The organism is Cupriavidus laharis (genome assembly GCF_914271435.1).
GTDB classification, from domain to species: Bacteria; Pseudomonadota; Gammaproteobacteria; order Burkholderiales; family Burkholderiaceae; genus Cupriavidus; species Cupriavidus laharis.
The window spans coordinates 1-25,849 of sequence record NZ_CAJZAI010000023.1; the positions used below are offsets into that span (position 1 = coordinate 1).

Here is a 25,849-nt window from a genome sequence, read left to right on the forward strand (position 1 = left end):
CCAACTCGCTGCCACCACTTGCTTGCCTCACCCGTCGATTCGAAATCGCGAGTAAACGCCTTCTTAGCCCGGTTTACAACCCCATCGTCACGACTTGTGTGTAATGCAATGGGGTATTCCAGCAAGGCAAAAATGTTGGGGTTGAAGCCTTTCGGTGAATCGTCCTGGCGGAAGGCTAAGAAGACATACGAGGGAGACGATTCAGGAGGGGGTAAATGAACGGGGCTTCGTGAGAGTTATCGCTGCCCGTTCTGCAAATGCAAGCAGTAACTCTGCAGGAAGTTTGTGGGGCGACGATTGGTCTTGTTTACGTGGATAAAGGTGATGCATGGCGGGGCCATCTTTCAGGCCCGGTGAGTATGAGAAGCTTTCTGAGGTACAAAAGTCCATATATTGGGCGGCAATAAGCCTGGGGCTTACTGCGATTGCGTATCTCCTTCTCAAGGCTTACATGGGTTGGGAATTCTAGTCTGTGTTATTTGGGGCGGTTTTATATGGCAGTATTTCCGGGTCCCAATTCGGGGCAGTGCAAGAAAATGTTCAGGGAGCCAAAATTGGTTACTGCTTGAGTGTGACTGCAGCATTCTTGTGGATTTCCTACGTATGGACTCTTGATTAGTTATATGTTCACGTTGGATGTACTGATGCGACGTCCGTTGAGCTGATTTTTCTATACCGCTCAATACAGCCAAAGAAGACCTCTCTCCTTATGTTATTCAATTCGCCAAACGCGCACCGAAAGGCGCGCGGTGTCCCCCCTTTTGTCTCTTTTTTCCTGGCCCTGCCCTCCCTGGCCGCAGCCCAGTCCCTCCCATTCTTCCCCCCAGTCACCCCCAACGACGCCATCGAGCGCCGCCAGGAGCAGCAGCAGGAAGCCGCCAAGGAGCGCGCCATGGCCCGGCCGGACGTGCTTTCGCCCACCGCTGCCGAGCCCGCCAAGTCCGGCCCATTGATCCTCCCGACCGAGACACCTTGCTTCCCAATCCAATCCGTAGTCTGGGACGGCGCCGACGCCTTCACCTGGCTGACCCGCGAATCAGACATCCTCATCACCCAATGCGCGGGCAAGCAAGGCCTGCAAGCCATCCGCGACTACTTCTCCGCACGCCTCGTGACCGAAGGCTTCGTCACCACGCGCGTATTCATTCCCGAGCAAAACCTTTCCACCGGCACGCTGCGCCTGCAGATCGTTGCCGGCCACATCAATCAGGTGAAGTCTGACGGCGCGCCCGGAGGGTGGCGCATGGCGCTGCCCACCGGACCAGATGGTCTGGTCAACCAGCGCGACCTGGACCAGGGCATGGAGAACATCCGCCGCCTGCAGGGCCAGGCCGATGCGACCGTTGACCTCATACCGGGCGACGACCCCGGCGAGGCCGACCTGATCATCAAGCCGGGCACCGGCAAGCGCTGGCACGGCCTCATCACGGCGGACAACGCCGGCCTCGACAACACGGGCAAGTACCAGATGGGCGGCACCCTGACCGTGGATTCGCCGCTGTTCCTGTACGACAGCCTCTCCGTCTCCGGCAACACCAACGCCAACTACGGCAACGGCTCGGCCGGCACGCGCTCGTCGGCGATCAACTACAGCATCCCGTTCGGCTACTGGAATGCCTTCTTCAACGCGAACCAGTCGCACTACAAGCAGACCGTTGCGGGCTTCGATGGCGACATCGTCTATGGCGGACGGAACACGCAAATTGAAGCGGGACTCGGCTATGTGCCGTTGCGCAATGCCTCGGGCAAGACGAGCCTCTACGGCAAGGTATTCCGCAAGTCGGCCAGCAGCAGCATCAATGACCTTGACTTGCCGGTTCAGCATCGCGACTTTGTCGGCTACGAGCTGGGCGCATCGCATCGCCAGTACTTCGGGGCGAGCGTCTTCGATATCGGCGCAGCATGGCGCCAGTCACTGCCGAGCCATTCGAAATCTCCAGGTTTCGTACTGGGCGATCCTGCCTGGGACGGCAAGTCAGAGATCCTGCTGGGCAACCTGGGCTTGATGATTCCGTTCCAGGTCAGTGGCCAGCGCCTGCGCTACCAGGGCACAGTGCGGATGCAATACGCACCGACGCGCATCCTGCCTTCCGACTACTTCGTGATCGGCAACCGCTACTCGGTCCGCGGCTTTGATGAGCAACTGACCCTCGCCGCGGAGAATGGCGTGACGATGCGCAACGACCTGGCCTGGCCGATTGGCAACACGGGGCAGGAGGCGTTCGTGGGCTTCGACATGGGTCACGTCAGCGGCCCGTCGGCGGCGTTCCTGGCCGGGCAGTCGCCGATGGGCGCGGTGATCGGTGCACGTGGACGATGGCGGCTGGGCAGTCTTGCCTCGCTGTCGTACGAGGTCACGCTAGGTACGCCGGTCAGGAAGCCGGAAAATTTCCGAACACACGGCGCCAACATCGCCGCGCAGACGGGACTGGAGTTCTGAGCCAGCGCGCCTCCATCAGTCTCCCGACACCACCGCCTTCTCCCGCTTGACCGCTTCCCTCCGCGCCGCCGCCGCCTTGCGCCGCTCATGCCGCTTCAGGCTCACCTGCTCAAACCGCCACATCACATAGCAGAACGCCAGGAACGGCCACAGCCACCCGAGCCATTGCGCCAGGCTGTTGAAATGCACGAAGCGCCCCATGCGCCAGCCCTGTTCGGAGATCCACGCATACGGGTTGGACGGCAGCACATTGGTGAGCACGACCAGCGTGATCAGTGCGGCCATGGCCAGGACCGTGCGCAGCCAGCGCGGCACGTACAGCAGCAGGGCCAGGGCCAGCGAACTGGTCAGCAGCGCGAAGCGGCCGCCTTCCGACAGCCAGTTGAAGGCGTTGCCATCGGGGAACTGCAGTTCGGCCACGGTGGCCTTGAGCAGCAGTGCCGTCGCAAGCAGGCCGGCCAGGATGCGCAGCATCGGCGCGTGCCGGCGCATCGAGATCGACGCGAACAGCCCTGTGCCCAGCCAACTGCTGGCCGTCACCAGTGTCTCCAGCATCTGCTGGCTCTGCATGTCGTCGGGGCGCAGGCCGATGCTTTCCTGCCATGCCGGCAGATTGGGCACCAGCATCTGCAGCACCTGCATGGGCCACGAGTCCGGGTCGGTCAGCCATTCGCGCACGATGCCGCCCATGCCGAACAGGTGCTCCTGTGGAAAGATCTGCGCGAACGGCCACAGCAGCAGCAGGATGATGGCGAAGCTCGCATGCGGTTCGAACCATGCGGTGCGCAGCTGCGTGAGCGTGCCACGGTCGATCAGCGCGGACGTGAATGGCGCCACCACGGCGCCGCCGAGCAGCGCGCCCAATGCATTGGTGATGAGATCGATGTTCGAGGAGATGCGGCTCGGCAGCCAGGTCTGCAGGGCTTCCATGCAGCCGGAGAGCAGGGCCCCCGCCGCCAGCGCGATCAGCGTGGCGCGCGCGCCCGACACGCGCGGATGCAGGGCGAGCACCACCAGCGCGCCCAACGGACAGTAGCCGAGCACGTTGGTCAGCAGGTCGAACTCGGTGATGTAGCGCGGCTTGGGCGCGCTCAGGAACGCAAACGGCGAGATGCCGTTGTCGACCCAGCCGCTGAACGGATACAGGCTCGCGTAGACCACCAGCAGCGTGAAGCACACCAGGCCGACCCGCGCGAGTGGCGAGTGCTTTGGCCCGTTCGCCTCAGGCAGCGGTGCCTGCGGCGGCATGGCGGGCGGCGGAGGGGGCGGTATGGTGGCCGGCACCATGGTGCTGCTGCCCTACCTGCCCTGCAAGGGCAGCGTGGCGAGCCACGCGAGCATGTCGGCGATGACCTTGTCGGTGCCATCCGCCAGCGCCTTGACGCCGCCCGCACCGTCGGCGCTTGGCGCCGGCTCGCGCGCGGTGAAGGTCTGCTGGCCGATCATGCCATGGTGGTACACCGTGGCGCGCACGCGCACCACGCCACGGCTGTCGGTGGCGCTGTCGAACACCTGCTCGAACTCGAGCATGTCGATCTTGAGCGCGGGCACCGAGGTGTCGCCGAACCACGTGAGCGCGCCACGCGCCGCCACGGCCTCGCGCAGGCGGCCGTCGAACAGCTGCGTGGGTGGCATCACCCAGCGCTGCGTGGCATACGACTGCAGCCGCTGGGCCTGCGCGTACTGCAGGCGGTAGAAAAGCGAATTGCCTTCCATCCACGTCGGGCCGTCGGTCTGTGCGATGCGCAGCCTGGGCAGCGTGCCGGCCGCGGACTGGGTGGACAGCGGGGGCCCCAGGTCATAGGTGGTGATGGGCGCGGAAGTGCGGGTAAGCGCGCAGCCGGCAAGCGCGGACACGATGGCCAGCACGGCGAGCAGGGTCCTGGCGGCGCGGCGGGCGGTGGGCAGGGCTGGTGTCGATGTCACGGTTGGCCTCGGTGGGTCAGGGCTGGCATGTCGGTCACGGGGCGCGGAAGCCGGGCTCGCCCGGGCCCGGCACCGGCGTCGGCGAACCGAACAGCAGGCTGTTCGGGCTGTCGCTGAATTGTCCGGCGGCGCGGTCGAACGTGCGCGCGGTTTGCCGCGCGTCGCGCGCCAGGCCGTTGATCTGCGGCAGCGTTTCCTGGCTGAGCGTGCCGGCGGCAGACTGGATCGATTCGGCCGCGCCTTGCAGGTCGCGCCCGACTGTATCGACCGTACGCAGCACCGTGCCGTTCGGATTGGACAGTTCCTGCGTGAGCCGGCGTGTCGATTCCAGCGTCGCGTTGAGATTCTCGGCCACCCGCGGCAGGCGCGCCGCCGCGGGCGCGAGCGATGCCGACAGGCGCGAGTAGTCCTCGGCGGTCTTGTGGATCGAGCGGATGGCCGCCATCAGCTCGGCGCGGTTGCTGGTCTGGAACATGTCGTTGAGCGAGGTCATTATCGTCTCGACCTGCGTGAGCAGCGAATCGCCGCGCTTTTCCAGTTCCTCGAAGAAGCCCGGCCGCATGGCGATACGCGCCACGGCCTTGGGCGAGGTGTGCAGCGGCGGCGAGGCGCCGTTGCCTTCCTGCGCGGCGGTGTCGTCGAGCTGCACGTAGGCGATGCCGGTCACGCCCTGGAAGCCCAGCGTGGCGTATGTGGTGCGCGTGATCGGCGTGTCCTGGTTCACATTGACGCGCACGATGATCTGGCCGGGCACCTGCGGGTCGAAGCGGATCGACACTACCTTGCCCACCTCCAGGCCGCGGTACTTCACATCCGCCTGCGGGCCCAGGCCATTCACCGTGGAGCGCGTGATCAGGTCGTACGGCACGCGTACGGCGTGGTCGCTGCTGAACCAGAAAATCGCGAACAGCACCAGCACGGCCAGGCCGATCGTGAACACGCCGGCAAGGAATGCGTGTGACTTGTTTTCCATCATGCTTCTCCAGATTGCGCGGCACCGGGGGCCGGGTGCAGGGCCTGCATCGCACGCTGCGCGCGTTCGCCGAGGAAGTACTCGTGGATGAACGGGTGGTCCACCTTGACGACCTCGTCAATCGGCGCCGCGGCCAGCACCTTGTGGTCGGCCAGCACAGCCACGCGGTCGGACAGCGCCACCAGCGTGTCCAGGTCGTGCGTGATCATGACCACGGTCAGTCCCAGTTCGCGGCGCAACTCGCGAATCAGCGCCACGTAACCGTCGGAGGCCATCGGGTCCAGGCCGGCGGTGGGCTCGTCCAGGAACACCAGCTCGGGTTCCAGCGCCAGCGCACGTGCCAGCGCCACGCGCTTGACCATGCCGCCGGAAAGGTCGGCGGGCATCTTGTCGGCATCGCGCGCCGACAGGCCTACCATCTGCAGCTTGAGCAGGGCTGCCTGGCAGATGAGATTGTCGGGCAGGGCCCGGAGTTCACGCAGCGGCAGCGCAATGTTGTCGATGACCGACAATGCCGAGAACAGTGCCCCGCCCTGGAACTGCAAGCCCCAGCGATTGCGCAGCGCCTGCAGCTGTGCGGGTTTCAAGTGGTTCGGGTCTTCGCCAAAGACACGGATCGACCCCGAAGTGGGCCGCTCCAGCCCGACGATCTGCCGCAGCAGCACCGTCTTGCCGCTGCCAGAGCCGCCCACGATGGACAGCACTTCGCCGCGGTACACGTCCAGGTTCACCCCGTCGTGCACCACGGCCTTGCCATAGCGCTTGACCAGGTCGTGCACCTCGATGACGGGATCGCCGCGGGCGGGTGCCGGGGGCGCGGTGAGTGTGGTGGGCGCGGCGGGCATGGGGGGCATATTCACAGGCCCACGTCCTTGAACATCACGGCGAAGATGGCATCGGCAATGATCACGATGGTGATCGACACCACCACCGACGCCGTGGTGCCTTCGCCCAGGCTTTGGGTATTGGGCTTGATACGCAGCCCGAAGTGGCAGGCTGCCAGCCCGATCAGCATGCCGAAGGCCACGCCCTTGCCCAGGCCCAGCCACAGGTTGGCCACGGGCACGGCGTCGGGCAGCGCACGCAGGAAGTAGGTCGGGCTGATGCCGAGCTGCACGCGCGCGGCGATGATGCCGCCGGCCAGTGCCAGCACGTCCGTCCACGCCACCAGCAGCGGCATGCACACGGCCAGCGCGACCACGCGCGGCATGATCAGGCGGAAGCCGTGGGAAATGCCCATGACGCGCATGGCGTCGAGCTCTTCGGTCACGCGCATCACGCCGATCTGCGCGGTAATTGCTGAGCCCGAGCGCCCGGCGACCAGGATCGCGGCCAGTACCGGGCCAAGTTCGCGGATCACGGCCATGCCGAGGATGTTGACGATGAAGGTGCTCGCGCCGAACGTGCGCAGCTGGTTGGCCGACAGGTACGACAGCACGATGCCGATCAGGAAGCCGACCAGTGCCGTGATGCCGAGCGCCTTGTAGCCGATGTTGTAGATATTGGCCGAGATCTCGCGCCACGGGCCGCGCTGCGGCATGCGCACGAAGCGGATCAGGTCGAACGTGAGTTGCCCGAGCATGCCCACGCCGTTGGCGGCCTGCGCGCCAAACGACAGTACCGAGGCGCCGAGCACCGTGATCGGGTTGAAGCGCTCGACGATATGCTTCTTCCAGCCCTCCGCATGCAGGCAGGCAATGCGCTCGAACACGCGGCGCTGGCCCGGGCTCGCTTCGAGCCGCGCCGGCAGCTTGCCGTTCCAGGCTTGCCACAGGAGTTGCCCGCCGACATGATCGAGCTTGTCCACGCCGGCCAGCGACCAGTGCGCATCATCTGGCGTCTGGGAGAGCTCGTGCAGGCGCGAGCGCATCGCGCGGGCCTGGTGGCAACCTGCCAGGCCGAGCGCGGTCCAGTCGCCACACAGCTGTACGCTGACGGTTCCGTCCTGGCGCGTGATGTTGAAGGCAGGCGTCGTCTGGCTTTCCAAGGGCTGGGCAATGTGATGGCTTAGTCCCGATTCTAAGCCACAGGCTGGGGTGGCGCGAGGAAAGGGTGGCCCGCGGCTACAATGCGGCCTTGGAACCGGCGTGCACGGCGCGGCGGCTCCCGTGGTCGGCCTGGCCGGCTCCGCTTACCGGTTTTCTACGTCCTTTCCACGTCCTTTCCACGCCCTTTCCACGTTCCCCCATGACCGCCGCCGCTGATCCACTGCCCGCCAACGCGCAACCCTGGTGCATCGACGCCGCCGCCCTGCGCGCCGCGCTGCCGCTGGCGCTGCAAGGGTGGGCGCTCGAACTGGTCGAAGAGACCGGCTCCACCAACGCCGACCTGACGCTGGCCTGCCGGCAGGCGCCGTGGTCGGACGCCGGCATCCTGCGCCTGGCCTACCGCCAGACCGCCGGCCGCGGCCGGCAGGGCCGTCCGTGGCAGGGGCAGGCGGGGCTGACTTTCTCGGTGGCGCTGCCGCTGGCATTGGCGCCGTCCCGGCTGAGCGGCCTGAGCCTGGCCGTCGGGCTGGCGCTCGCGCAGGCGCTGGGCGATGTCGATGCGGGCCTGGGCGAGCGCGTGAGCCTGAAATGGCCCAACGACCTGCAGATCGACGGGCGCAAGCTCGCCGGCATCCTGATCGAGGCCGTGCCGGCCGGCCCGCAGCGCGTATGGGCCGTGATCGGCATCGGCCTGAACCTGGTGCGCGATCCGCAGATGGAGGCCGCGCTCGGACGCGAACTGGCCGGCGTGGCGGAGGCCATGCCGGGCTTCGACGCGTCGCGCGACGCGACCAGTCTGCTGGCCGCCGTGCTTACGCGGCTGGGTGCGATGCGCGATGTGTTCCTGGCGCAGGGCTTCGCGCCCATGGCGGCAGAGTGGTCGGCACGCGACGCCTATCGCGACCAGCCCGTGCGGCTGCTGCACGACGGCCAAGTGCTGGCCGAGGGCATGGCGCGCGGCGTCGACGGCGAGGGGCACCTGCTGCTGGAAACACCCGCGGGTCTGGAGCGCATTACAAGCGGCGAGTTGTCGCTGCGGCCAGCCGGAGGCGCGGCATGACTGCGCCCGTGCTGCTGATCGATGTCGGCAATACGCGCCTGAAATGGGCCTGGTGCGAGGCTGGCCGTCCGACCGCCGCGGAGGCGGGGCGGCTGCCGACGCCATGGCAACACAGTGGCGCGGTCACGCATGCGGAGGATGGCGCCATATACGCGCTGGCCAAGGCAGCGGAGGCCTTGCGCGGCAGCGGCCCGATGCCGTCGGTGTGGATCACCAACGTGGCGGGGCCGGCGATTGCCAATCTGGTAGATGCCGCGCTCGTGGTGGCTTTTGGTGCTAGCCCGCCGGTGCAATGGGTGCGCACCACCGCCGTCCACGGCGACCTCGTCAACGGCTACCGTGAACCTGCGCAGCTCGGCGTGGATCGCTGGGTCGGCAGTATCGGCGCGCACCGCTGGCTGCCGGGCGAAACCTTGCTGATCGTCACGGCGGGCACGGCCACCACGCTCGATATCGTCACGGCGCAGGCCGGCGGCCAGGCACGCTTCGAAGGCGGGCTGATCCTGCCGGGCCTGGCGCTGATGCTGGGCACGCTGGCGCGCAACACGGCGCAACTGCCGGCGCTGGATGTGGAAGACACCGGCACGGCAGCCGCCACGCGCCTGCCCTGGGCCGACAACACGCACGACGCCATTGCCGCGGGCTGCCTGGCCGCGCAGGCCGGTGCGGTGGAGCGTACCTGGCGCACGCTGAGCGGGCGCGGCCCCACGCGTTGCCTGCTGTCCGGCGGCGCGGGTCACGCGCTGGCGGGCGCGCTCGCCGTGCCGTTCGAGATGCACGATAATCTCGTGCTGCTTGGGTTGCACGCGATGGCAACGGCCTGAGCAACACACTGCCGCCGTCATCCCTGCGTCCCCGCCATCGTCAACGCGTCGACCTTTTCACACCGCGCCGTCCCATGTTCCGCCTAGGCCCGCCCGACCAGCCGCGATGGCTGTCGATTTCGCTGCTGCTGCTCCTGCTGGCAAACATCGTCCTGCTCGCGGCGGTGCTGGGCGCGTTCGGCCCGGACCCGCTGTCGGGCTGGTTCGGCACGCCGCGCGAACCGGCGCGGCTGCGGCAGCAGGTCCGCACCGAGCGCATGGAGCTTCAGCCCGCAGAACCCGCGTCAGGCGCGGCCCCCGAGGCGGCGCCGCGCAGTGCGGGGCCGGCCGGCAAGGTCCTCGCGGTGGCCGCGAGCGCGGGCCGCGACGGCCAGTGCGTGGAAATCGGAGGGTTCAGCGCACAGACTGCGCGCCGCGCGGCGGAGGACCTCTCCGGCGGTTCCTGGCAGGTAGAGCAGTTCGAGCGCCGCGAGGAGGTGCGTTGGTGGATCCACCTGCCGGCCCAGCCCACGCGCGAGAACCTCGAGCGCAAGCTCGCCGAACTGCGCCGCCGCAACGTGACCGACTATTCGGTGGTGACAGGCGGCCCGCAGGAAGCGGAGTCGTTCACCGTGTCGCTGGGCCTGTTCCGCGAACGAGAGCATGCCGAGCACTACCTGGAAACCCTGCGCGGACAAGGCGTGCGCACCGCCGTGCTGGCTGACGCGCCACGCCCGCTCACGCGCCAGTGGCTGCGCGTGCGGGGTGCCGACGAAGCGGCGCGCGCACGGCTGGACGCCATGCGCCAGCGCTACGGCGCTGAGACCCTGCTGACCTGCGGCGCTGCCTGAGGGACCGGTTCGGGAAGAGGAAGGGGATGCCGGGGGCGTGCCCCGGCGCGACCCTCAACGATGCTGCCTGACCTTGGTCAGCAGCTTGGTGGTGGAGCGGTCGTGCAGGAAGGGGATGGCGATGGCCTGCCCGCCCCAGCTGCGCACCAGGCGCGTTTCCTCGAGCGTTTCGATGTCGTAGTCGCCGCCCTTCACGTAGATGTCCGGACGCACCTGGCGGATCAGCTCGACCGGGGTCTGCTCGCGGAACATCGCCACCAGGTCCACCGAGGCCAGCGCGGCCAGCAGCGCCATGCGGTCGGATTCATGGTTCAGCGGGCGGTCGTCGCCCTTGCCCAGCATCCTGACCGAGGCGTCGCTGTTGACGCCCACGACCAGGCTGGCGCCGAGTTCGCGCGCCTGGGCCAGGTAGGTGGCGTGGCCGCGGTGCAGGATGTCGAAGACGCCGTTGGTGAACACCAGCGGGCGCGGCAACGTGGCAATGCGCGCGGCCAGCGCGGCGGCATCGTCGGGTGGGGTCAGTTTGGATTCGAAGGCGGGTACGGACATGTCTGGGGCCAGGTTTTGCATCCCCGGAATGGTACCCCGGCTTGGCGAAGCTGCGGCCGGATCAAATCATCTGATGGAGCACCAATGAAAAAAGCCCGATCGGATCCGATCGGGCTTTTTTCGGTCAGCGAGGAAAGTTTCCGGGGCTCAGGCCGGTTGCTCGCCGCCGGTGCCTTGCAGGCGCGTATTCAGTTCCTTGCGATAGCGGTTAAGGTCCTGCACCGTTTCGAAGGTGCGCTCGAACAGCAGCGACATATTGTGCAAGATCCGTTCGATGACCTTCTTTTCCCAGCCTTCGTCAAAGCGGATCTGCTCGTCCAGCCACTTTTCCAGCCAGTCGGGATCCGGCAGGCGCGACTGCACGGTGTCGTTCGGGAACAGCGCCTTGTTGACGTGCAGGTTGGTCGGGTGCAGCGGCTTCTCGGTGCGGCGCGCCGACGCCATCAGCACGCCGATCTTGGCGAACGCGGCGCGCGCGTTGTCGCCGAACTGCGCCAGGTACTTCTTCATGTAGCGCAGGTAGGCGCCGCCGTGGCGGGCTTCGTCCTGCGACAACGTGCGGTAGATATGCTTGATGACCGGTTCCGAGTGCCATTCGGCGGCGCGGCGGTACCAGTGGTTCAGGCGGATTTCGCCGCAGAAGTGCAGCATCAGCGTTTCCAGCGGCGGGGCCGGGTCGAACTCGAAGCGCACGGCGTGCAGCTCTTCCTCGGTCGGCACAAGGTCGGGGCGGAAGCGGCGCAGGTACTCCATCAGCACCAGCGAATGCTTCTGCTCCTCGAAGAACCAGATGCTCATGAAGGCCGAAAAGTCGGAGTCGTGGCGGTTGTCGCGCAGGAACATCTCCGTCGCCGGCAGGGCCGACCATTCCGTGATGGCGTTCATGCGGATGGTCTTGGCCTGGTCGTCCGTCAGCAGGCTGGCGTCGAAGGACTCCCAGGGGATGTCCTTGTCCATGTGCCAGCGGACCGCTTCCAACGATTTGAACAGTTCGGGGTAGAGCATGGTAAGCCTTTGAAATTACGGGCGGATTCTACCAGACGCGAATTATTCTCTATTCCCTTTTTTAGGGCGGATCGCCGCAAATGCAACGACTATCGCAGCGGTTCGAGCGGATTCGGCGCCATTTTTGGGCGATTAGCGGTACGGACACGTAGCAATGTGCCAGCGGCGGCGCTTGCCTGTGTCCGACGCGCCTTTACAACACGGGCGCCTGGGTGACCAGCGCGGCGCGCGGCGGGCCGGAATCGCGGGCCGCCGGCGCGCCCGGGATGATGCCGTACAGGAAGGCCGCCAGTTCATCGGCCTGGGCCGCGGCGTCGCGTTCGCCGAGTGCGATCAGGGACTGCGTGAACTCGGGCTCGAACAGCAGATAGCTGGCGAACGCGGCGCCGCGCGCCTCGGTGCCGCCCAGCGGCGCCAGCAGCGCGCGCACGGTACGCGGCAGCTGCTGCAGGTGATCGGCTGCAATGGCCTCGATGGGCTCGCTCGGCGAGATCGTCATGACCTGCACGGGCCGCCAGCCTTCGGCATCGCCAGCCAGTTCCGGCATGCGCGAGAGCAGCCGGTTGATGTGGAGCAGGCGCTCCAGGTCGGCCGAGAGCCCGTCCAGGAAGATGCTCGCCAGCGCCTGTCCGCCCACCTGCGCCAGCGACGGATAGCCGCCGGCCGGCACGGTGTCGAACCAGCCAGGGCGCTGCCGCGACGCGGAGCCGATCGCGAGGATGCGCGAAGCACCCAGGTGGATGGCCGGCGACAGGGGCGACATCTGGCGCATGGTGCCGTCGCCGAACCACTCGTGATGGCCATCGAGTTCCAGCGCCATGGCCGGGAACAGGAACGGGATGGAGGCCGACGCCAGCAGGTGGTCCACCGTGATCTGCGCGGGCATGGCAATGCGCTGGCTGCGGTGCCACGGATGGATGCGCCGGTGCGACTGGTAGAAGATCACGTGCCGGCCGGTGCTGTAGGACAGCGCGGTGACCGCGAACGCCTGCAGCACGCCGGCATCGAGGCTCGCCTGCACGCGCTGGCCGTCGAAGAGTTCGCCCAGCATGCTGCCAAGCGGCGCGTTGTCGAGCAGCGCGCGCGGCGCGTGCCGATGGGTGGCCCATCCAAACGCCAGCGCCGACAACCAGCGTGCGCCGGACACGCCCGCGCGCAACACGTCGGTGCGGTAGACGTCGTCGGTGTGGATGCCATGCCAGAGCGCAGACAGGCTGTCCGCGGCGGCCTGGAAGTCCGCTGCGTGGATCGCCAGGCCTGCGCCGTTGATGGCTCCCGCCGACGTGCCGGCGATAATGCCGAACGGAATCGGCGCATGGCTATGCCCATGCTGTGCCGCGATGCGCGCCAGGCCGCTGAGCACGCCGGCCTGGTAGGCCGCGCGCGCGCCGCCGCCCATCATGATCAGCGCGGTGGCGTTGCGTTGCACGCCGCCATGATGCCGATGAGATGGCGCGGCTTCGTGGCCGGGAAGGCTGTCTCTGTGCATGCGGTGGGCTGGGCGGCGTCGGGGCTTATTCCTTGCCGTTGTCCGGCGCGGTCTCGGGTTTGGTTGCCTTGGTGCCTGCTGGTGTCTTGCGCGCCGCGGTGCTCTTGGCAGCGGTCTTTGTGGCGCCCTTCGTTGCGGTGCCGTTCTTGCGCGCCGGTTCGGCCTTGGGCTTGTCCGTTTCGGCGGGCTTGGCAGCCGGCTTCTCGGCCGCGGCGGTACCAAAGCCGCCCATGCCGAACGGGGCAATGCTGGCTGCGGCTGCGCCGCTCGCGATCTGGTTGAACTGCTGCTGCAGCATGTCCCACCACAGCGATGCGTTGGGCGGCGGCGCAGTGTCCGCTGCCTTGCCGGCGGCTTCGGCCTGCGCGCCGGGTTCCGGCGCGTCTTGCGGAGTGGCCGCTTCGCCTGCCGGCTTATCGTCGGAGGCGGGGCGTTGCGGCGGTGGCGAGGCGCTCGGCGCAGTGGCGGCGCGCGCGACGTTTTCCATCGCAGACTGCATGGCTTCTGGCGACAGCGCATTGCCGAAGGTCTGCAGCGCGACCAGCGTGGCGCGCTGCACCTCCAGGCCCTGGATGGTGGTGTGCAGCAGGTTGGTGTTGAGCTGCAGCCAGCCTTCCACGGCCTTCAGGTCGTGAATGCGCTTGTCGAGCTCTTCCAGGTCCATGGGCGGCGTCATGGCCGCCTGCAGCCCGGGCATCAGGCTGCCGGGCAAGCCCGCGCTGCTGCCCCACAGCTTGCGCATGAGCTCGAAGCCGTTGGTGAAATCGGGAATCTGTCCGAACATGTCGTGCGCTCCGTGGTGGAGCCAGCCGGGCAGTCAGGGGGCGCCGCGGTCTGTCTCCGTCCGATCTGGTTGAACTACTTGAACTCAGGCGGCCGCTTCTGGCGCAGGCTCGCCATGCCTTCGTGCACGTCGGGGCCGGCAAAGCCCATGAATTCGAGCGCCAGCGAGGAATCGAAAGCGGGACCGGCCATGCGCAGCCAGTTGTTGAGGGCGTACTTGGTCCAGCGGATTGCCGTCTGCGAACCAGCCGCCAGCCGGTTGGCCACCTCGAACGCGCGCCCGACCAGTTCGTCTTCTTCCACCGCCAGCGAGACCAGGCCGATCCGCTCGGCTTCCTCGCCGCTGACCGACTCGCACAGCATCAGATAGTACTTGGCCTTGGCCATTCCGCACAGCAGGGGCCACACGATTGCGGCATGGTCGCCGGCTGCCACGCCCAGGCGCGTGTGCCCGTCGACGATGCGCGCGGTCTTCGCCACGATCGAGATATCGGCCAGCAGCCCCGCCACCAGGCCCGCGCCGACGGCCGGGCCGTGCATGGCGGAAACTACCGGCTTGTCGCAGTTGATGACGTTGTAGACGAGGTCGCGCGCTTCGTGCCACACGCGCGTGCGCGTCTCGAAATCATTGGCCATGTCCTCCACGAGCGACAGGTCGCCGCCGGCGGAGAAGCCCTTGCCCTCGCCGCGGATCAGCGCCACGCGCACGTCCGGGTCGGCCGACACGTCGCGCCAGATCTCGGCGAGCTCGCGGTGCATGCTGGCGTCCGCGGTGGCCAGCTTCTGGTTGGCGGACTGCGCCGCGCCCATGATGATTTCCAGGATCGGGCCATGCTGGCGCAGCGTGAGTGCGCGATAGCGTTCGTAGCGGGAGGACAGGGGCGCGGGGGCTGGGGTCGGTGTCGTCATGGCAGGCTGCGGAATGGAAAAAGGGCCGTGCCGGGTACATGGATTCATTTACCAACCGGCCGGTCGGTAAATTATATGCACATCCGGCACGGCCCTGTCTGGCCTGCGGCCTTGCGCTCAGGGCTGCGCCACGAGCTGGTCGATGGCGCCGAACACCGAGTGGCCCTGCGCGTCGAACATCTCGATCTTCACCGCGTCGCCGAACTTCATGAACTCGGTCGACGGCTTGCCGTCCTCGATGGTCTCCAGCATGCGCTTTTCGGCGATGCAGCAGTAGCCCTTCTTGCGGTCGACGTTGGAGATGGTGCCCGAGCCGACGATGCTGCCCGCGCGCACGTTGCGCGTCTTGCAGATATGCGCAATGAGCTGGCCGAAGTCGAACACCATGTCGGTGCCGCAATCGGGCTGGCCGACCTTCTTGCTGTTCCAGTGCACGGTCATGGGCAGGTGCACCTTGCGCTCGCGCCAGGCGTCGCCGAGTTCATCGGGCGTGACCGCCACCGGCGAGAACGCCGTGGCGGGCTTGCTCTGGAAGAAGCCGAAGCCCTTGCCGAGCTCGGCCGGGATCAGGTTGCGCAGCGACACGTCGTTGGCCAGCACCAGCAGGCGGATGCCTTCGGCGGCCTGCTCGGGCGTGGCGCCCATCTTCACGTCGCCGGTGATGATGGCCACCTCGGCCTCGAAGTCGATGCCGAAGGCTTCGCTCGCGCACACGATGTCGTCGTGCGGACCGAGGAAGTCGTCGGAGCCGCCCTGGTACATCAGCGGGTCGGTCCAGAACTCGGGCGGCATTTCGGCGCCGCGCGCCTTGCGCACCAGCTCCACGTGGTTGACATAGGCCGAGCCGTCGGCCCACTGGTAGGCACGCGGCAGCGGCGCCATGCAGTGCTTCGGGTCGAACGGGAACGGGTGGCGCGCGCGGCCCGCGTTGAGGGCGTCGTACAGATCCTGCAACTGCGGCGCGTAGAAGGCCCAGTCGTCCAGCACGGTCTGCAGCCTGCCGGCGATGTCGGCGGCGAAGTGGGCGGTCTTCAGGTCGCGCGAGACGACAACCAGCTGGCCGTCGCGCGAGCCATCCTTGAGGGTGGCGAGTTTCATGGTCGGTAGAGGCGTAATCGGGTCGGTGCGCGCGATGCTGGGTTGCCCGGGGCACCGCACGCGGCGGCCGTTAGTCTACCGTGATGCCTTTCGCCTTGATCAGCTTGCCCCAGCGCTCGGCTTCGGCGTGCGCGTATTGCGCGAACTCTTCCGGCGTGCTCGACACCGGCTCCACGCCGACGCCTTCCATGCGTTTCTGCACCTCGGGGCTCTTCAGGGCCTTGACGAGTTCGGCATTGAGCCGGTTCACGATCGGCTTCGGCGTGCCGGCCGGTGCGACCACGCCTTGCCAGGCGTAGGCCTCGAAGCCGGCTACGCCACCCTCGGCCACGGTCGGCACATTGGGCAGCATGGCCAGGCGCTTGGGCGTGGCCACGCCGAGGGCACGCAGCTTGCCGGCTGTAACGTTCTGCTGGCCCGACGCAAGATCCACGAACATCAGGTCCACCTGGCCGGCCAGCAGGTCCTGCACGGCCGGCGCGGCGCCCTTGTAGGGCACGTGGGTCATCTTGATGTGGGCCTGGTCCATGAACAGCTCCATGGCCAGGTGGTGCGGGCTGCCGGCGCCCGGCGAGGCAAAGTTGATCTTGCCCGGGTTCTTCTGCGCGTATTCGATGACTTCCTTGAGCGTCTTGGCCGGGAAGTTCGGCGCGGCTACCAGCACCAGCGGGAAGCGCGCCACCATGCCCACGTGCACGAAGTCCTTGTCGGCGCTGTAGGGCAGCTTCTTGTACAGCGACGGATTGGCGGCCAGCGTGGCGGTGTCGGCGGTCAGTACGGTATAGCCGTCCGGCTTGGCGTGGGCGACGGCGTCGGCGCCGACGATGGTCGCCGCGCCCGGACGGTTGTCGATCACCACCTGCTTGCCCAGTGCGGGGGAGATCGCCTGGCCCAGCGTGCGCGCCACCACGTCGGTGCCGCCGCCGGCCGGGTAGGGCACCACCCAGCGGATCGGCTGTGACGGCCATGCGTCGGCCGCGCGGGCGGGCGCGGTGGCGCTGATGGCCAGTGCGGCGGTTGCGGCAAAAGCGGCAAGGGTGCGGGAGGCGGCGCGCAGCGCGGCGCGCGAGGGGCGGAAGGGCGTCATCGGTTGTCTCCGTCTGGTGTTCTCAGCCCGGCTTTGCGTGCGGCGCCGCGGTTCGTTCCGACCGGTCGGCGCTTCGGGTCTGTCGGCAAAGTCTACTCACGGTTTAAAAATTGGTAAATCGATTTCGCTATAGTAAATTTACTTAAGGTTTTTGCCGGAGCCCCTGTGCGGGCGGCGCCGAATACCCGACAATTCCCCTGTACTTCCCGATTCTCTCCATTCACGCTCCATTCACGCCGCCAATGCTCGCCGCGCATGACCGAACTTGACGAAGACGACGCCAAGCTGCGCTCCGGTATCCAGTCCATCGAGGTAGGTTTCAAGCTGCTGCAGGCGCTGGCCGCCTCGCCGCGCGCCATGATGCTGCGCGACCTCGCCGCCGCTGCCGAGATGAACCCGGCCAAGGCGCACCGCTACCTGGTCAGCTTCCTGCGCCTCGGTGTGGTGGCGCAGGATCCGGTAAGCGGGCGCTATGACCTGGGGCCGTTCGCACTGCAGCTCGGCCTGGCCGGCCTGAACCGGCTGGATCCGGTCAAGAAGGCGCGCCCGATCCTGTCGCAGCTGCGGGACGAGATCGACCTGACCGCGGGGATCGCGGTGTGGGGCAACCACGGGCCCACCATCGTGCACTGGGAGGAATCGAGCCATCCGGTCACCGTCAGCCTGCGGCTCGGCGACGTGATGCCCATGCTGAACTCCGCCACCGGCCGCCTGTACGGCGCGTACCTGTCGCGCAAGCAGACCCAGCCGCTGATCGACCGCGAACTGGCCGCGCGCGGGCAGGACGACGTGCCGGACATTCCGGCCAGCCTCGCGGACTACGAAGCGCTCTGCGCCGACGTGCGGGCACAGGGCGCGGCGCGTACGCGCGGCGGCGTGCTGCCCGGCATCAACGCATTCTCGATGCCGGTATTCGACGCCAACGGCCATCTGGCCATGGGTTTGATCGTGCTGGGCGCGCAAAGCATATTCGATGCAGAATGGGGCGGTACGGTCGATCGCCGCGTGCGTGAGATCGCCCAACAGCTTTCATCGGAACTCGGCTACCTTGGCGCCGCCCAACCGGCCGGACGGAACGGCCACTCCTGATTCCCGCGCCAGAACCGGCGCCGACCCGCGCGCTTGGCGGCGGCGGCGCTGGGTCATCGTCATTGTGCTGGTGCTGCTCGTGCATGTGCTGGCCGTGATCGGCTTCCTGCGCATGCCCGGCCCGCTGATTCCGCTCGATGTGAGCGATACGCCGACGCTGGAAGCGGTGCTGCTGCCGCCGCCGAAGCCCGCCCGCCCGCCTCCCGCCGTGCCCCATCCGGCGCCCAGGCCGCGTCCGGCCCCGCCGCAACCCGCACCGAAGGCGCCTGAAACGCCGCCCGCACCGCCCGTGGCGACGTCCGAAGGCGGCACCACCGAGACAGCCACTGGTCCCGGTGGCAGCGGCACTGCGCCGGCTGCCGCGCCAACACCGTCTCCACCGGCGCCATCCGGCCCACCTGCGCAGGAAGGCGAGAAGTACATGGCGCCGCCGTCGGCCACCATGCACTACGCCAGTTTCGTCAATGGTGTGCAGAACCCGGACGGGCTGATCCGCTGGGAGCAGGACGGCAAGCGCTATCGCCTGTCGATCGAAACGCGCGTGCTGTGGTTCCGCTTCGCATTCCAGAGCAGCGGCGCCATGACCGAGAACGGCCTGCTGCCGGAGCGCTACGAGGAAAACCGGCGCGGCAAGTCTGAGGCCGCGCGTTTCGACCAGGCCGCCGGCACGGTGGCGTTTTCGCCGGGCACGCAGGCGGCCCTGCCGCCTGGCGCACAGGACCGGTTCAGCGTCTTCCTGCAACTGGTCGGGCGGGTACGCGGCAATCCGCAACGCTATGCGGCGCCGGGCGTCACCGAAACATTCCAGGTTGCCGATACGCGGGACATGCAACCGATGCAGGTGCAGTATGTTGGAGAGGAAGAGATCGATACCGGCCGCGGCATGGTACGCGCCAAGCACTTCGTGCGGCTGCAACGGCATGCGGGCGACCGGCGGCGCGTCGAAATCTGGCTCGCGCAGTCGCTCGGTTGGATGCCGGTGCGGTTGCGCCAGACCGAGCCGGACGGCACGCAGATCGACCTCGTCTACCGCAGTACCGAGGGCCAGTAGCGGCGCGCGGTGCTGTCCGCGTTCATCCGCCAACCCTTCAAGGAGCTCCGTCATGACCGCCAGCACCGCAGCCACCGCACCAAGCGAGACGCATCGCATCTACGCCGATGGCGCCGACCTGCACGTCCGTGTGGACGGCACCGACGGACCATGGGTGATCCTTGTGCATGCGCTCGGCGCCAACCACATGCTCTGGGACGCCACCGCACGCCACCTGTCCGCGCGTTATCGCGTCGTACGCCCGGATATGCGCGGCCATGGCCATAGCGGTGCCCCGATAGGGCCCTACACCATGACGCGGCTGGCCGACGATGTGACGGCCATCATGGACGCGCTGCAGATCCCGCAGGCACATTTCTGCGGTATTTCGGTGGGCGGCATGATTGGCCAGACGCTGGGCGTGCGTCATGCCGAGCGCCTGCTGTCGCTGACGCTGGTGGCCACCATCAGCCATACGCCGCTTGATTCGCACCCGATGTGGCACAACCGGATCGGGCAGGTCGAAGCGCATGGCATGTCCGGCGTGGCAGATGCCACGCTGGAGCGCTGGCTGACCGAGCCCTTCCGCAACGCGCATCCTGACGAAGTCGCGCGCATCCGCGCCATGCTGTTGGCCACGCCGGTGCGCGGCTATGTCGGCGTGGGGCAGGCCATCATGGCGTTCGACATGACCGGCGCGCTGCCCCGTATCCACTGCCCGACGCTCGTTGTCGCAGGCGAACACGACCAGGGCGCGACGGTGGCCATGGCGCAATCGATTGCCGCAGCCATTCCCGGTTCGCGGCTCGAAGTCTTGCCGGGGGCACATCTGGTGCCTGTCGAGGAGCCAGACCGGTTCCACGCCACGCTGGACACCTTTCTCGGCCATGCGGCATGCGGGGCCCAATGCGACGTTCCGTAAGGCACAACACAGTGGTGCCCGATTCTCAAGAAACTTGTTGGTGTTGCCGTTGCCCAACTTATAAAGGCAGCAAACGTTGTATCCGTACGGCGGCCCGCACGCAAAACTTGAAATTGCCGTGGCCGCCCCTAGCTTGGAGGTAACGACGCGGCGCCCCGCTCAACGGCAACAATGAAAAGGCCGGCCGCCCAACCATGACGCCAGGAGGTGTGCCATGCAAATGATCTACAACAGCGACAACTACTGCATCGTCGAATTCGGTGCGGATGTCGAGCAAGCGCCTCTCGAGTTCGGTGGCTACGAAATCGTCGACAAGAACATGAAGCGTGAGATTTTCCTCGGCGGCAAGCTGGCCGAGAACTTCCGTGCGGATGTGCAACGGTTGATTGAAAGCGAGCCGTCGGTGGAAGAGGTGGATGATTTCCTTGGTAAGTTCGATACGGTGATGACGCATCCGTTGGTGATGCACTGAGGTTTGTTTTGTTACCTGGCATGTGGCATCTGGCAACGCCCGCGGTTATGAACTGCGGGCGTTGTTGTTTTTAGGGCGCTCTCTGGAGTGTTGGCGTTGTGGTGCTTGGCGGGCGCTGCTCTTTCGCCGGCGTAGCCGGCGGCCTCCCAGCCCTTGGCGAATGTGCCGTGCGCGGTCGGCACCCCTTCAATACTGCTCCCACTCCATCCCCTCGAACCTCCACCCATTCACCGTATTCCGATGCCGCTCCGCATCGAGGTCGCCTTCAAATCCATGCAATACGTGATACACATTCGAGAAACCGGCGCCTTCGAGCGCGCGTGCCGCCGCCGTGGAGCGATTGCCGCTGCGGCAGATCAGCAGCACGGGCCGGCCTGAAACATGCCCCGCCAGCTTCTTCACGACCTGCACGAAATGCGGATTGACTTCCCAGTCCGGCCCGTCGTTCCACGGCACGTTGTGCGCACCTTTGGGGTGGCCGACGAACAAGTACTCCATTTCGCTGCGGCAGTCGATGAACAGCGTATCGGGTGATTCCAGCAGCAGCTTCTGGGCATCGGCGGGGCTGAGGTGTTCCATGGCAGGGCGGCGGGGCCGGCGCGAATGCCGGCGGTGGTGATCGTTACGCCTCTCAGTGTAGGTCCGCACCCCGCGCACACGCAACCTCGGGCGGCCGCAAGGCCTTGATGCACCTGATAAAATCGCCTTCTTGACGATTCGTTCCGCCTTTTCACAGTCCCCGCCATGAGTGCCCCTGACCAACCCTCCGTACGTCCCTATACCCGGGCTGCCATCCTGCCCCGGCTGCTGCGCGAGCGCATTCTGATCCTGGACGGCGCCATGGGCACCATGATCCAGCGCTACAAGCTCGGCGAAGCCGACTACCGGGGCGAGCGGTTCGCGGAACACAAGGTGGACGTGAAGGGCAACAACGAGCTGCTGGTGCTCACGCGCCCGCAGGTCATCAGCGAGATCCACGAGCAGTATCTTGCTGCCGGCGCGGACATCATCGAGACCAATACCTTCGGCGCCACGCGCGTGGCGCAGGAGGACTACAAGATGGCCGACCTCGCGTATGAGATGAACGTCGAGGCGGCAAAGCTTGCGCGCGCGGCCTGCGACAAATACAGCACGCCCGACAAGCCGCGCTTCGTCGCCGGCGCGTTTGGCCCGACGCCGAAGACCGCCAGCATCTCGCCCGATGTGAACGACCCGGGCGCGCGCAATGTCACGTTCGAGGAACTGCGCGCGTCCTACTACGAGCAGGGCAAGGGCTTGCTCGATGGCGGCGCCGATGTTTTCCTGGTGGAAACCATCTTCGATACGCTCAACGCCAAGGCCGCGCTGTTCGCGATCGACCAGCTGTTCGAGGACACCGGCGAGCGCCTGCCCGTGATGATCTCCGGCACCGTGACCGATGCGTCGGGCCGCATTCTCTCGGGCCAGACCGTGGAAGCATTCTGGAACAGCCTGCGCCACGTGAAGCCCGTCACCTTCGGCCTGAACTGCGCGCTGGGCGCGACGCTGATGCGTCCGTACATCGCCGAACTGGCGAAGGTGTGCGACGTGGCCATCTCGTGCTACCCCAACGCCGGCCTGCCGAACCCGATGAGCGAGACCGGCTTCGACGAAACGCCGGAAGTCACCTCGTCGCTGGTGGAGGAATTCGCCGCATCCGGCCTGGTGAACCTGGTGGGCGGCTGCTGCGGCACGACGCCCGAACACATTGCCGCAATCGCCCAGCGCGTGGCCAACAAGACCCCGCGCACGTGGCCGGGCCAGTACAGCGAAGCCGCTTGAGCCAGCGAGACAACAAGACATGAGCACGAACCAAATGCCCCCGCGCCCGATGCGCCTCTCCGGCCTGGAGCCGTTCGCGATCGACGACGACACGCTTTTCGTCAATGTCGGCGAACGTACCAACGTGACCGGCTCGAAGGCCTTCGCCCGCATGATCCTGAACGGCCAGTTCGACGAGGCGCTGGCCGTGGCCCGCCAGCAGGTCGAGAACGGCGCGCAGATCATCGACATCAACATGGACGAGGCGATGCTGGATTCGAAAGCGGCCATGGTCCGCTTCCTGAACCTGATCGCGTCCGAGCCAGACATCGCGCGCGTGCCGATCATGATCGATTCCTCCAAGTGGGAAGTGATCGAAGCCGGCCTGCAGTGCGTGCAGGGCAAGCCCGTGGTGAACTCGATTTCGCTAAAGGAGGGCGAGGAACAGTTCCGCCACCACGCCGAGCTGATCCGCCGCTACGGCGCGGCCACCGTGGTGATGGCGTTCGACGAGCAGGGCCAGGCCGACACGTTCGCGCGCAAGACCGAGATCTGCAAGCGCAGCTATGACTTCCTGGTGAACGAGGTCGGCTTCCCGCCCGAAGACATCATCTTCGACCCGAACATCTTTGCCGTGGCGACGGGCATCGAGGAACACAACAACTACGCGGTGGACTTCATCGAAGCCACGCGCTGGATCAAGCAGAACCTGCCGTATGCGAAGGTGAGTGGCGGCGTGTCGAACGTGTCGTTCTCGTTCCGCGGCAACGACCTGGTGCGCGAGGCGATCCATACCGTGTTCCTGTACCACGCGATCGAGGCGGGCATGGACATGGGCATCGTCAACGCCGGCCAGCTCGGCGTGTATGACCAGCTCGATCCCGAACTGCGCGAGCGCGTGGAAGACGTGGTGCTCAACCGCCGCGAAGACGCTACCGATCGCCTGCTGGAAATCGCCGACCGCTTCAAGGGCGGCGGCGCCAAGAAGGAAGAGAACCTCGCCTGGCGCGGCACGCCGGAGCAGCCGCTGCCGGTGGCCCAGCGCCTGGCGCATGCGCTGGTGCACGGCATCACCAATTTCATCGTCGACGATACCGAAGAGGCACGCCAGGAAATCGCCGCGCGGGGCGGCCGCCCGATCGAGGTGATCGAAGGCCCGCTGATGGACGGCATGAACATCGTCGGCGACCTGTTCGGCGCCGGCAAGATGTTCCTGCCGCAGGTGGTCAAGAGCGCGCGCGTGATGAAGCAGGCGGTGGCGCACCTGCTGCCCTTCATCGAGGAAGAGAAGCGCCTGCTGGCCGAGGCCGGCGGCGACGTGCGCTCGCGCGGCAAGATCGTCATCGCCACGGTCAAGGGCGACGTGCACGACATCGGCAAGAACATCGTGTCGGTGGTGCTCCAGTGCAACAACTTCGAAGTGGTCAACATGGGCGTGATGGTCCCGTGCAACGAGATCCTGGCCAAGGCCAAGGTCGAGGGCGCGGATATCGTCGGCCTGTCGGGGCTGATCACGCCGTCGCTGGAGGAAATGGCCTATGTGGCGTCGGAAATGCAGCGTGACGATTACTTCCGCGTGAAGAAGATCCCGCTGCTGATCGGCGGCGCCACGACTTCGCGCGTGCATACGGCCGTGAAGATCGCGCCGAACTACGAAGGCCCGGTGGTGTATGTGCCGGACGCATCGCGCTCGGTCAGCGTGGCATCGAGCCTGCTGTCGGACGAAGGCGCGGCGAAATACCTGGAAGACCTGAAGACCGACTACGACCGCATCCGCACGCAGCACGCCGGCAAGAAGGCCACGCCGATGGTGACGCTGGCCGAGGCGCGCGCCAACAAGACGCCGATCGACTGGAGCCACTACGTGCCGCCGAAGCCGAAGTTCATCGGCCGGCGCGTGTTCCGCAACTACGATCTCGCGGAGTTGGCCAACTACATCGACTGGGGCCCGTTCTTCCAGACCTGGGACCTGGCCGGCAAATTCCCGGACATCCTCAACGACGAGATCGTCGGCGAGTCCGCGCGCCGCGTGTTCTCGGACGGCAAGGGCATGCTGTCGCGCCTGATCCAGGGCCGCTGGCTGACCGCCAACGGCGTGATGGCGCTGCTGCCGGCCAATACGGTCAACGACGACGATATCGAGATCTATACCGACGAGACGCGCAGCAAGGTCGCGCTGACCTGGCACAACGTGCGCCAGCAGAGCGAGCGCCCGGTGGTCGACGGCGTGCGCCGTCCGAACCGCTGCCTGTCGGACTTCATCGCGCCGAAGTCTTCTGGCGTAGCGGATTACATTGGCCTGTTCGCCGTCACGGCCGGCATCGGCGTGGACAAGAAGGAAGCGCAGTTCGAGGCCGACCACGACGACTACAGCGCGATCATGCTCAAGTCGCTGGCGGACCGTCTGGCCGAAGCCTTTGCCGAATGCCTGCACGAGCGCGTGCGCAAGGACCTGTGGGGCTACGACGCGGCCGAGCAGCTGTCCAACGACGAGCTGATCGGCGAGAAGTACCGCGGCATCCGTCCGGCGCCGGGCTACCCGGCCTGCCCGGAGCACACCGTCAAGGGGCCGATGTTCAAGTACCTCGACTGCGCCGAGATCGGCATGGGCATCACCGAAGCCCTCGCCATGACGCCGGCCGCTTCGGTCAGCGGCTTCTACCTGTCGCATCCGGACTCGACCTACTTCACGATCGGCAAGATCGGCCAGGACCAGCTCGACGACATGGCGGCCCGCCGCCACGAAGACCGCGACGCCGTCGCGCGGGCGCTGGCCCCTAACCTGTAACCGCATGCATCGCCGGGGGTGCCGCGATCGCGCGGCACGCTCGTGGCGCAGGTCGTTGATGCGGCAGGAAATCCGCCTTGCATCGCAGCACGGACGTGCCTGAAGCGGCGTTCGCGCCGCTTCACAACTCCTTACACTGCATTGCAATCGCTCACAGACCGGGGGCGGGCGTCCCCCTAGACTGGCTCCAAGTTCACGTGAACAACAGCGTGAATGCCGCGGTGAATGTTTCCTCGCGGATCACCCTGAAAGGAGCCTTTCCATGAAGAAACTGCTGATCTCCCTGTCCGCCCTGTCGATCGCTGCTGCTTCCTCGCTGGCCATGGCGCAAGGCACTGGTACCACCACGGGCAACCCTGGCATGAAGGCCGATGTCGGTGCCGCCGTGACCGCGCCGGCTCCGGCTGCCGCAGGCGCGCAAGCGGGCGTGGGTGCGTCGACTTCGCTGGACAAGGGCACAGCGGCCACCCCGGCCACTCCGGCTACTCCAGCCACGCCTGCAACCCCGGCCGATCCGGCCAAGGCCGATGCCGGCAAGGCGAAGGCCAAGCACGGTGCCAAGTCGCACAAGAAGGAAAAGGCTGACGCCACCCTGGGCGCAAGCGCAGGTGCCGAAGCAGGCGCCAAGGCACAGTAAGCGCGGGCCGGCTTGGCCGGCTCCTCCGTATCGGGCCCGACCGTGGGCCGATACGGCTTGACGCAACGCAGCAGAGCGGGACGGACCTCCAGCCGTCCCGCTCTGCTTTTGTACGTCCGGTTGCCACCCGGGCCGCCATTGCTCCTTCTGCGCTTACGCGTCTTGTCAGCC

The 25,849-nt window shown here is 66.8% G+C and carries 24 protein-coding genes; 11 read left to right on the forward strand and 13 right to left on the reverse strand.

Annotated elements, in window-relative coordinates; translation table 11 throughout:
- The first annotated feature begins 892 nt into the window (after nt 1-892).
- Complete coding sequence (locus LDO29_RS25885) at nt 893-2,440, forward strand: ShlB/FhaC/HecB family hemolysin secretion/activation protein (protein WP_224082596.1); 1,548 nt, start codon at nt 893-895, stop codon at nt 2,438-2,440.
- Nucleotides 2,441-2,455: 15 nt separating this feature from the next.
- Here LDO29_RS25885 and LDO29_RS25890 read toward each other — a convergent pair whose 3' ends face one another.
- The 5 genes from LDO29_RS25890 to LDO29_RS25910 are packed head-to-tail and all read right to left on the reverse strand — an operon-like array spanning nt 2,456 to nt 7,326.
- Nucleotides 2,456-3,727, reverse strand: coding sequence for a VanZ family protein (locus LDO29_RS25890; RefSeq protein ID WP_224082597.1), 1,272 nt, complete (start codon nt 3,725-3,727; stop codon nt 2,456-2,458).
- A gap of 12 nt (nt 3,728-3,739) precedes the next feature.
- Nucleotides 3,740-4,366: an ABC-type transport auxiliary lipoprotein family protein gene (locus LDO29_RS25895; RefSeq protein ID WP_396022715.1), complete on the reverse strand. Its 627-nt coding sequence runs from the start codon at nt 4,364-4,366 to the stop codon at nt 3,740-3,742.
- A gap of 34 nt (nt 4,367-4,400) precedes the next feature.
- The gene (locus LDO29_RS25900) at nt 4,401-5,342 is read right to left on the reverse strand and encodes an MlaD family protein (RefSeq protein WP_224082598.1); all 942 of its coding nucleotides are present in this window, start codon (nt 5,340-5,342) and stop codon (nt 4,401-4,403) included.
- Entirely contained in the window at nt 5,339-6,184 is an 846-nt protein-coding gene (locus tag LDO29_RS25905) for an ABC transporter ATP-binding protein (protein ID WP_224082599.1), read from the reverse strand. The genes LDO29_RS25900 and LDO29_RS25905 overlap by 4 nt, the downstream gene beginning before the upstream one ends.
- Nucleotides 6,185-6,195: 11 nt before the next feature.
- Nucleotides 6,196-7,326 carry an MlaE family ABC transporter permease gene (locus tag LDO29_RS25910; protein WP_224082600.1) on the reverse strand — a complete coding sequence of 377 codons (1,131 nt, stop codon included), beginning with the start codon at nt 7,324-7,326 and terminating at the stop codon, nt 6,196-6,198.
- A 200-nt stretch (nt 7,327-7,526) separates the two neighbouring features.
- On the opposite strand from LDO29_RS25910, the gene LDO29_RS25915 reads away from it, so the two are divergent.
- From LDO29_RS25915 to LDO29_RS25925, 3 genes are all read left to right on the forward strand, one after another.
- Nucleotides 7,527-8,387 (forward strand): biotin--[acetyl-CoA-carboxylase] ligase, encoded by an 861-nt coding sequence (locus LDO29_RS25915; protein WP_224082601.1) that lies wholly within the window; start codon nt 7,527-7,529, stop codon nt 8,385-8,387.
- Complete coding sequence (locus tag LDO29_RS25920) at nt 8,384-9,211, forward strand: type III pantothenate kinase (protein WP_224082602.1); 828 nt, start codon at nt 8,384-8,386, stop codon at nt 9,209-9,211. The genes LDO29_RS25915 and LDO29_RS25920 overlap by 4 nt, the downstream gene beginning before the upstream one ends.
- A gap of 74 nt (nt 9,212-9,285) precedes the next feature.
- Entirely contained in the window at nt 9,286-10,041 is a 756-nt protein-coding gene (locus tag LDO29_RS25925; protein WP_224082603.1) for an SPOR domain-containing protein, read from the forward strand.
- A gap of 54 nt (nt 10,042-10,095) precedes the next feature.
- On the opposite strand, the gene rfaE2 is transcribed toward LDO29_RS25925, so the two are convergent.
- The 7 genes from rfaE2 to LDO29_RS25960 all read right to left on the reverse strand — a co-directional run bounded on the left by rfaE2 (nt 10,096) and on the right by LDO29_RS25960 (nt 16,961).
- Entirely contained in the window at nt 10,096-10,590 is a 495-nt protein-coding gene (gene rfaE2, locus LDO29_RS25930) for a D-glycero-beta-D-manno-heptose 1-phosphate adenylyltransferase (protein ID WP_224082604.1), read from the reverse strand.
- A gap of 147 nt (nt 10,591-10,737) precedes the next feature.
- A complete protein-coding gene (locus LDO29_RS25935) occupies nt 10,738-11,595 on the reverse strand; it encodes a ferritin family protein (protein ID WP_224082605.1) in 858 nt (285 codons plus the stop codon).
- 193 nt (nt 11,596-11,788) lie between these two features.
- Nucleotides 11,789-13,084, reverse strand: coding sequence for a patatin-like phospholipase family protein (locus LDO29_RS25940; RefSeq protein ID WP_396022716.1), 1,296 nt, complete (start codon nt 13,082-13,084; stop codon nt 11,789-11,791).
- Between the two features lie 25 nt (nt 13,085-13,109).
- Entirely contained in the window at nt 13,110-13,868 is a 759-nt protein-coding gene (locus LDO29_RS25945) for a PhaM family polyhydroxyalkanoate granule multifunctional regulatory protein (protein ID WP_224082606.1), read from the reverse strand.
- A gap of 74 nt (nt 13,869-13,942) precedes the next feature.
- Nucleotides 13,943-14,776, reverse strand: coding sequence for an enoyl-CoA hydratase/isomerase family protein (locus LDO29_RS25950; RefSeq protein WP_224082607.1), 834 nt, complete (start codon nt 14,774-14,776; stop codon nt 13,943-13,945).
- A 117-nt stretch (nt 14,777-14,893) separates the two neighbouring features.
- Nucleotides 14,894-15,874, reverse strand: coding sequence for a fumarylacetoacetate hydrolase family protein (locus tag LDO29_RS25955; RefSeq protein ID WP_224082608.1), 981 nt, complete (start codon nt 15,872-15,874; stop codon nt 14,894-14,896).
- Nucleotides 15,875-15,944: 70 nt separating this feature from the next.
- A complete protein-coding gene (locus LDO29_RS25960; RefSeq protein WP_224082609.1) occupies nt 15,945-16,961 on the reverse strand; it encodes a Bug family tripartite tricarboxylate transporter substrate binding protein in 1,017 nt (338 codons plus the stop codon).
- 255 nt (nt 16,962-17,216) lie between these two features.
- On the opposite strand from LDO29_RS25960, the gene LDO29_RS25965 reads away from it, so the two are divergent.
- The 4 genes from LDO29_RS25965 to LDO29_RS25980 all read left to right on the forward strand — a co-directional run bounded on the left by LDO29_RS25965 (nt 17,217) and on the right by LDO29_RS25980 (nt 20,474).
- On the forward strand, nt 17,217-18,050 hold the full coding sequence (locus tag LDO29_RS25965) for an IclR family transcriptional regulator (RefSeq protein WP_224082610.1): 834 nt from the start codon (nt 17,217-17,219) through the stop codon (nt 18,048-18,050).
- Between the two features lie 85 nt (nt 18,051-18,135).
- Complete coding sequence (locus LDO29_RS25970; RefSeq protein ID WP_396022717.1) at nt 18,136-19,101, forward strand: DUF3108 domain-containing protein; 966 nt, start codon at nt 18,136-18,138, stop codon at nt 19,099-19,101.
- Nucleotides 19,102-19,153: 52 nt separating this feature from the next.
- Nucleotides 19,154-20,002 carry an alpha/beta fold hydrolase gene (locus LDO29_RS25975; protein ID WP_224082611.1) on the forward strand — a complete coding sequence of 283 codons (849 nt, stop codon included), beginning with the start codon at nt 19,154-19,156 and terminating at the stop codon, nt 20,000-20,002.
- Between the two features lie 214 nt (nt 20,003-20,216).
- On the forward strand, nt 20,217-20,474 hold the full coding sequence (locus tag LDO29_RS25980) for a BTH_I0359 family protein (RefSeq protein WP_011296306.1): 258 nt from the start codon (nt 20,217-20,219) through the stop codon (nt 20,472-20,474).
- A 186-nt stretch (nt 20,475-20,660) separates the two neighbouring features.
- Here the strand turns inward: LDO29_RS25980 and LDO29_RS25985 are convergent, their stop codons facing one another.
- Nucleotides 20,661-21,053 (reverse strand): rhodanese-like domain-containing protein, encoded by a 393-nt coding sequence (locus LDO29_RS25985; protein ID WP_224082612.1) that lies wholly within the window; start codon nt 21,051-21,053, stop codon nt 20,661-20,663.
- A 165-nt stretch (nt 21,054-21,218) separates the two neighbouring features.
- On the opposite strand from LDO29_RS25985, the gene LDO29_RS25990 reads away from it, so the two are divergent.
- The 3 genes from LDO29_RS25990 (at nt 21,219) to LDO29_RS26000 (ending at nt 25,678) form a co-directional block, all read left to right on the forward strand.
- Nucleotides 21,219-22,274: a homocysteine S-methyltransferase family protein gene (locus LDO29_RS25990; protein WP_224082613.1), complete on the forward strand. Its 1,056-nt coding sequence runs from the start codon at nt 21,219-21,221 to the stop codon at nt 22,272-22,274.
- A gap of 19 nt (nt 22,275-22,293) precedes the next feature.
- Complete coding sequence (gene metH, locus LDO29_RS25995) at nt 22,294-25,041, forward strand: methionine synthase (protein WP_224082614.1); 2,748 nt, start codon at nt 22,294-22,296, stop codon at nt 25,039-25,041.
- A gap of 262 nt (nt 25,042-25,303) precedes the next feature.
- A complete protein-coding gene (locus LDO29_RS26000; RefSeq protein WP_224082615.1) occupies nt 25,304-25,678 on the forward strand; it encodes a hypothetical protein in 375 nt (124 codons plus the stop codon).
- Nucleotides 25,679-25,849 lie beyond the last annotated feature (171 nt).

Excerpts from the sequence above, each read along its gene's own strand:
- LDO29_RS25955 (WP_224082608.1), bottom strand. The coding sequence starts at position 15,874 with ATGAAACTCGCCACCCTCAAGGATGGCTCGCGCGACGGCCAGCTGGTT.
- LDO29_RS25920 (WP_224082602.1), top strand. The coding sequence starts at position 8,384 with ATGACTGCGCCCGTGCTGCTGATCGATGTCGGCAATACGCGCCTGAAA.
- LDO29_RS25945 (WP_224082606.1), bottom strand. The coding sequence starts at position 13,868 with ATGTTCGGACAGATTCCCGATTTCACCAACGGCTTCGAGCTCATGCGC.
- LDO29_RS25925 (WP_224082603.1), top strand. The coding sequence starts at position 9,286 with ATGTTCCGCCTAGGCCCGCCCGACCAGCCGCGATGGCTGTCGATTTCG.
- LDO29_RS25985 (WP_224082612.1), bottom strand. The coding sequence starts at position 21,053 with ATGGAACACCTCAGCCCCGCCGATGCCCAGAAGCTGCTGCTGGAATCA.
- metH (WP_224082614.1), top strand. The coding sequence starts at position 22,294 with ATGAGCACGAACCAAATGCCCCCGCGCCCGATGCGCCTCTCCGGCCTG.
- LDO29_RS25890 (WP_224082597.1), bottom strand. The coding sequence starts at position 3,727 with ATGGTGCCGGCCACCATACCGCCCCCTCCGCCGCCCGCCATGCCGCCG.
- LDO29_RS26000 (WP_224082615.1), top strand. The coding sequence starts at position 25,304 with ATGAAGAAACTGCTGATCTCCCTGTCCGCCCTGTCGATCGCTGCTGCT.
- LDO29_RS25965 (WP_224082610.1), top strand. The coding sequence starts at position 17,217 with ATGACCGAACTTGACGAAGACGACGCCAAGCTGCGCTCCGGTATCCAG.
- LDO29_RS25950 (WP_224082607.1), bottom strand. The coding sequence starts at position 14,776 with ATGACGACACCGACCCCAGCCCCCGCGCCCCTGTCCTCCCGCTACGAA.
- LDO29_RS25915 (WP_224082601.1), top strand. The coding sequence starts at position 7,527 with ATGACCGCCGCCGCTGATCCACTGCCCGCCAACGCGCAACCCTGGTGC.
- LDO29_RS25940 (WP_396022716.1), bottom strand. The coding sequence starts at position 13,084 with ATGCACAGAGACAGCCTTCCCGGCCACGAAGCCGCGCCATCTCATCGG.
- LDO29_RS25990 (WP_224082613.1), top strand. The coding sequence starts at position 21,219 with ATGAGTGCCCCTGACCAACCCTCCGTACGTCCCTATACCCGGGCTGCC.
- LDO29_RS25885 (WP_224082596.1), top strand. The coding sequence starts at position 893 with ATGGCCCGGCCGGACGTGCTTTCGCCCACCGCTGCCGAGCCCGCCAAG.
- LDO29_RS25980 (WP_011296306.1), top strand. The coding sequence starts at position 20,217 with ATGCAAATGATCTACAACAGCGACAACTACTGCATCGTCGAATTCGGT.
- LDO29_RS25905 (WP_224082599.1), bottom strand. The coding sequence starts at position 6,184 with ATGCCCGCCGCGCCCACCACACTCACCGCGCCCCCGGCACCCGCCCGC.
- LDO29_RS25900 (WP_224082598.1), bottom strand. The coding sequence starts at position 5,342 with ATGATGGAAAACAAGTCACACGCATTCCTTGCCGGCGTGTTCACGATC.
- LDO29_RS25975 (WP_224082611.1), top strand. The coding sequence starts at position 19,154 with ATGACCGCCAGCACCGCAGCCACCGCACCAAGCGAGACGCATCGCATC.
- LDO29_RS25960 (WP_224082609.1), bottom strand. The coding sequence starts at position 16,961 with ATGACGCCCTTCCGCCCCTCGCGCGCCGCGCTGCGCGCCGCCTCCCGC.
- LDO29_RS25935 (WP_224082605.1), bottom strand. The coding sequence starts at position 11,595 with ATGCTCTACCCCGAACTGTTCAAATCGTTGGAAGCGGTCCGCTGGCAC.
- rfaE2 (WP_224082604.1), bottom strand. The coding sequence starts at position 10,590 with ATGTCCGTACCCGCCTTCGAATCCAAACTGACCCCACCCGACGATGCC.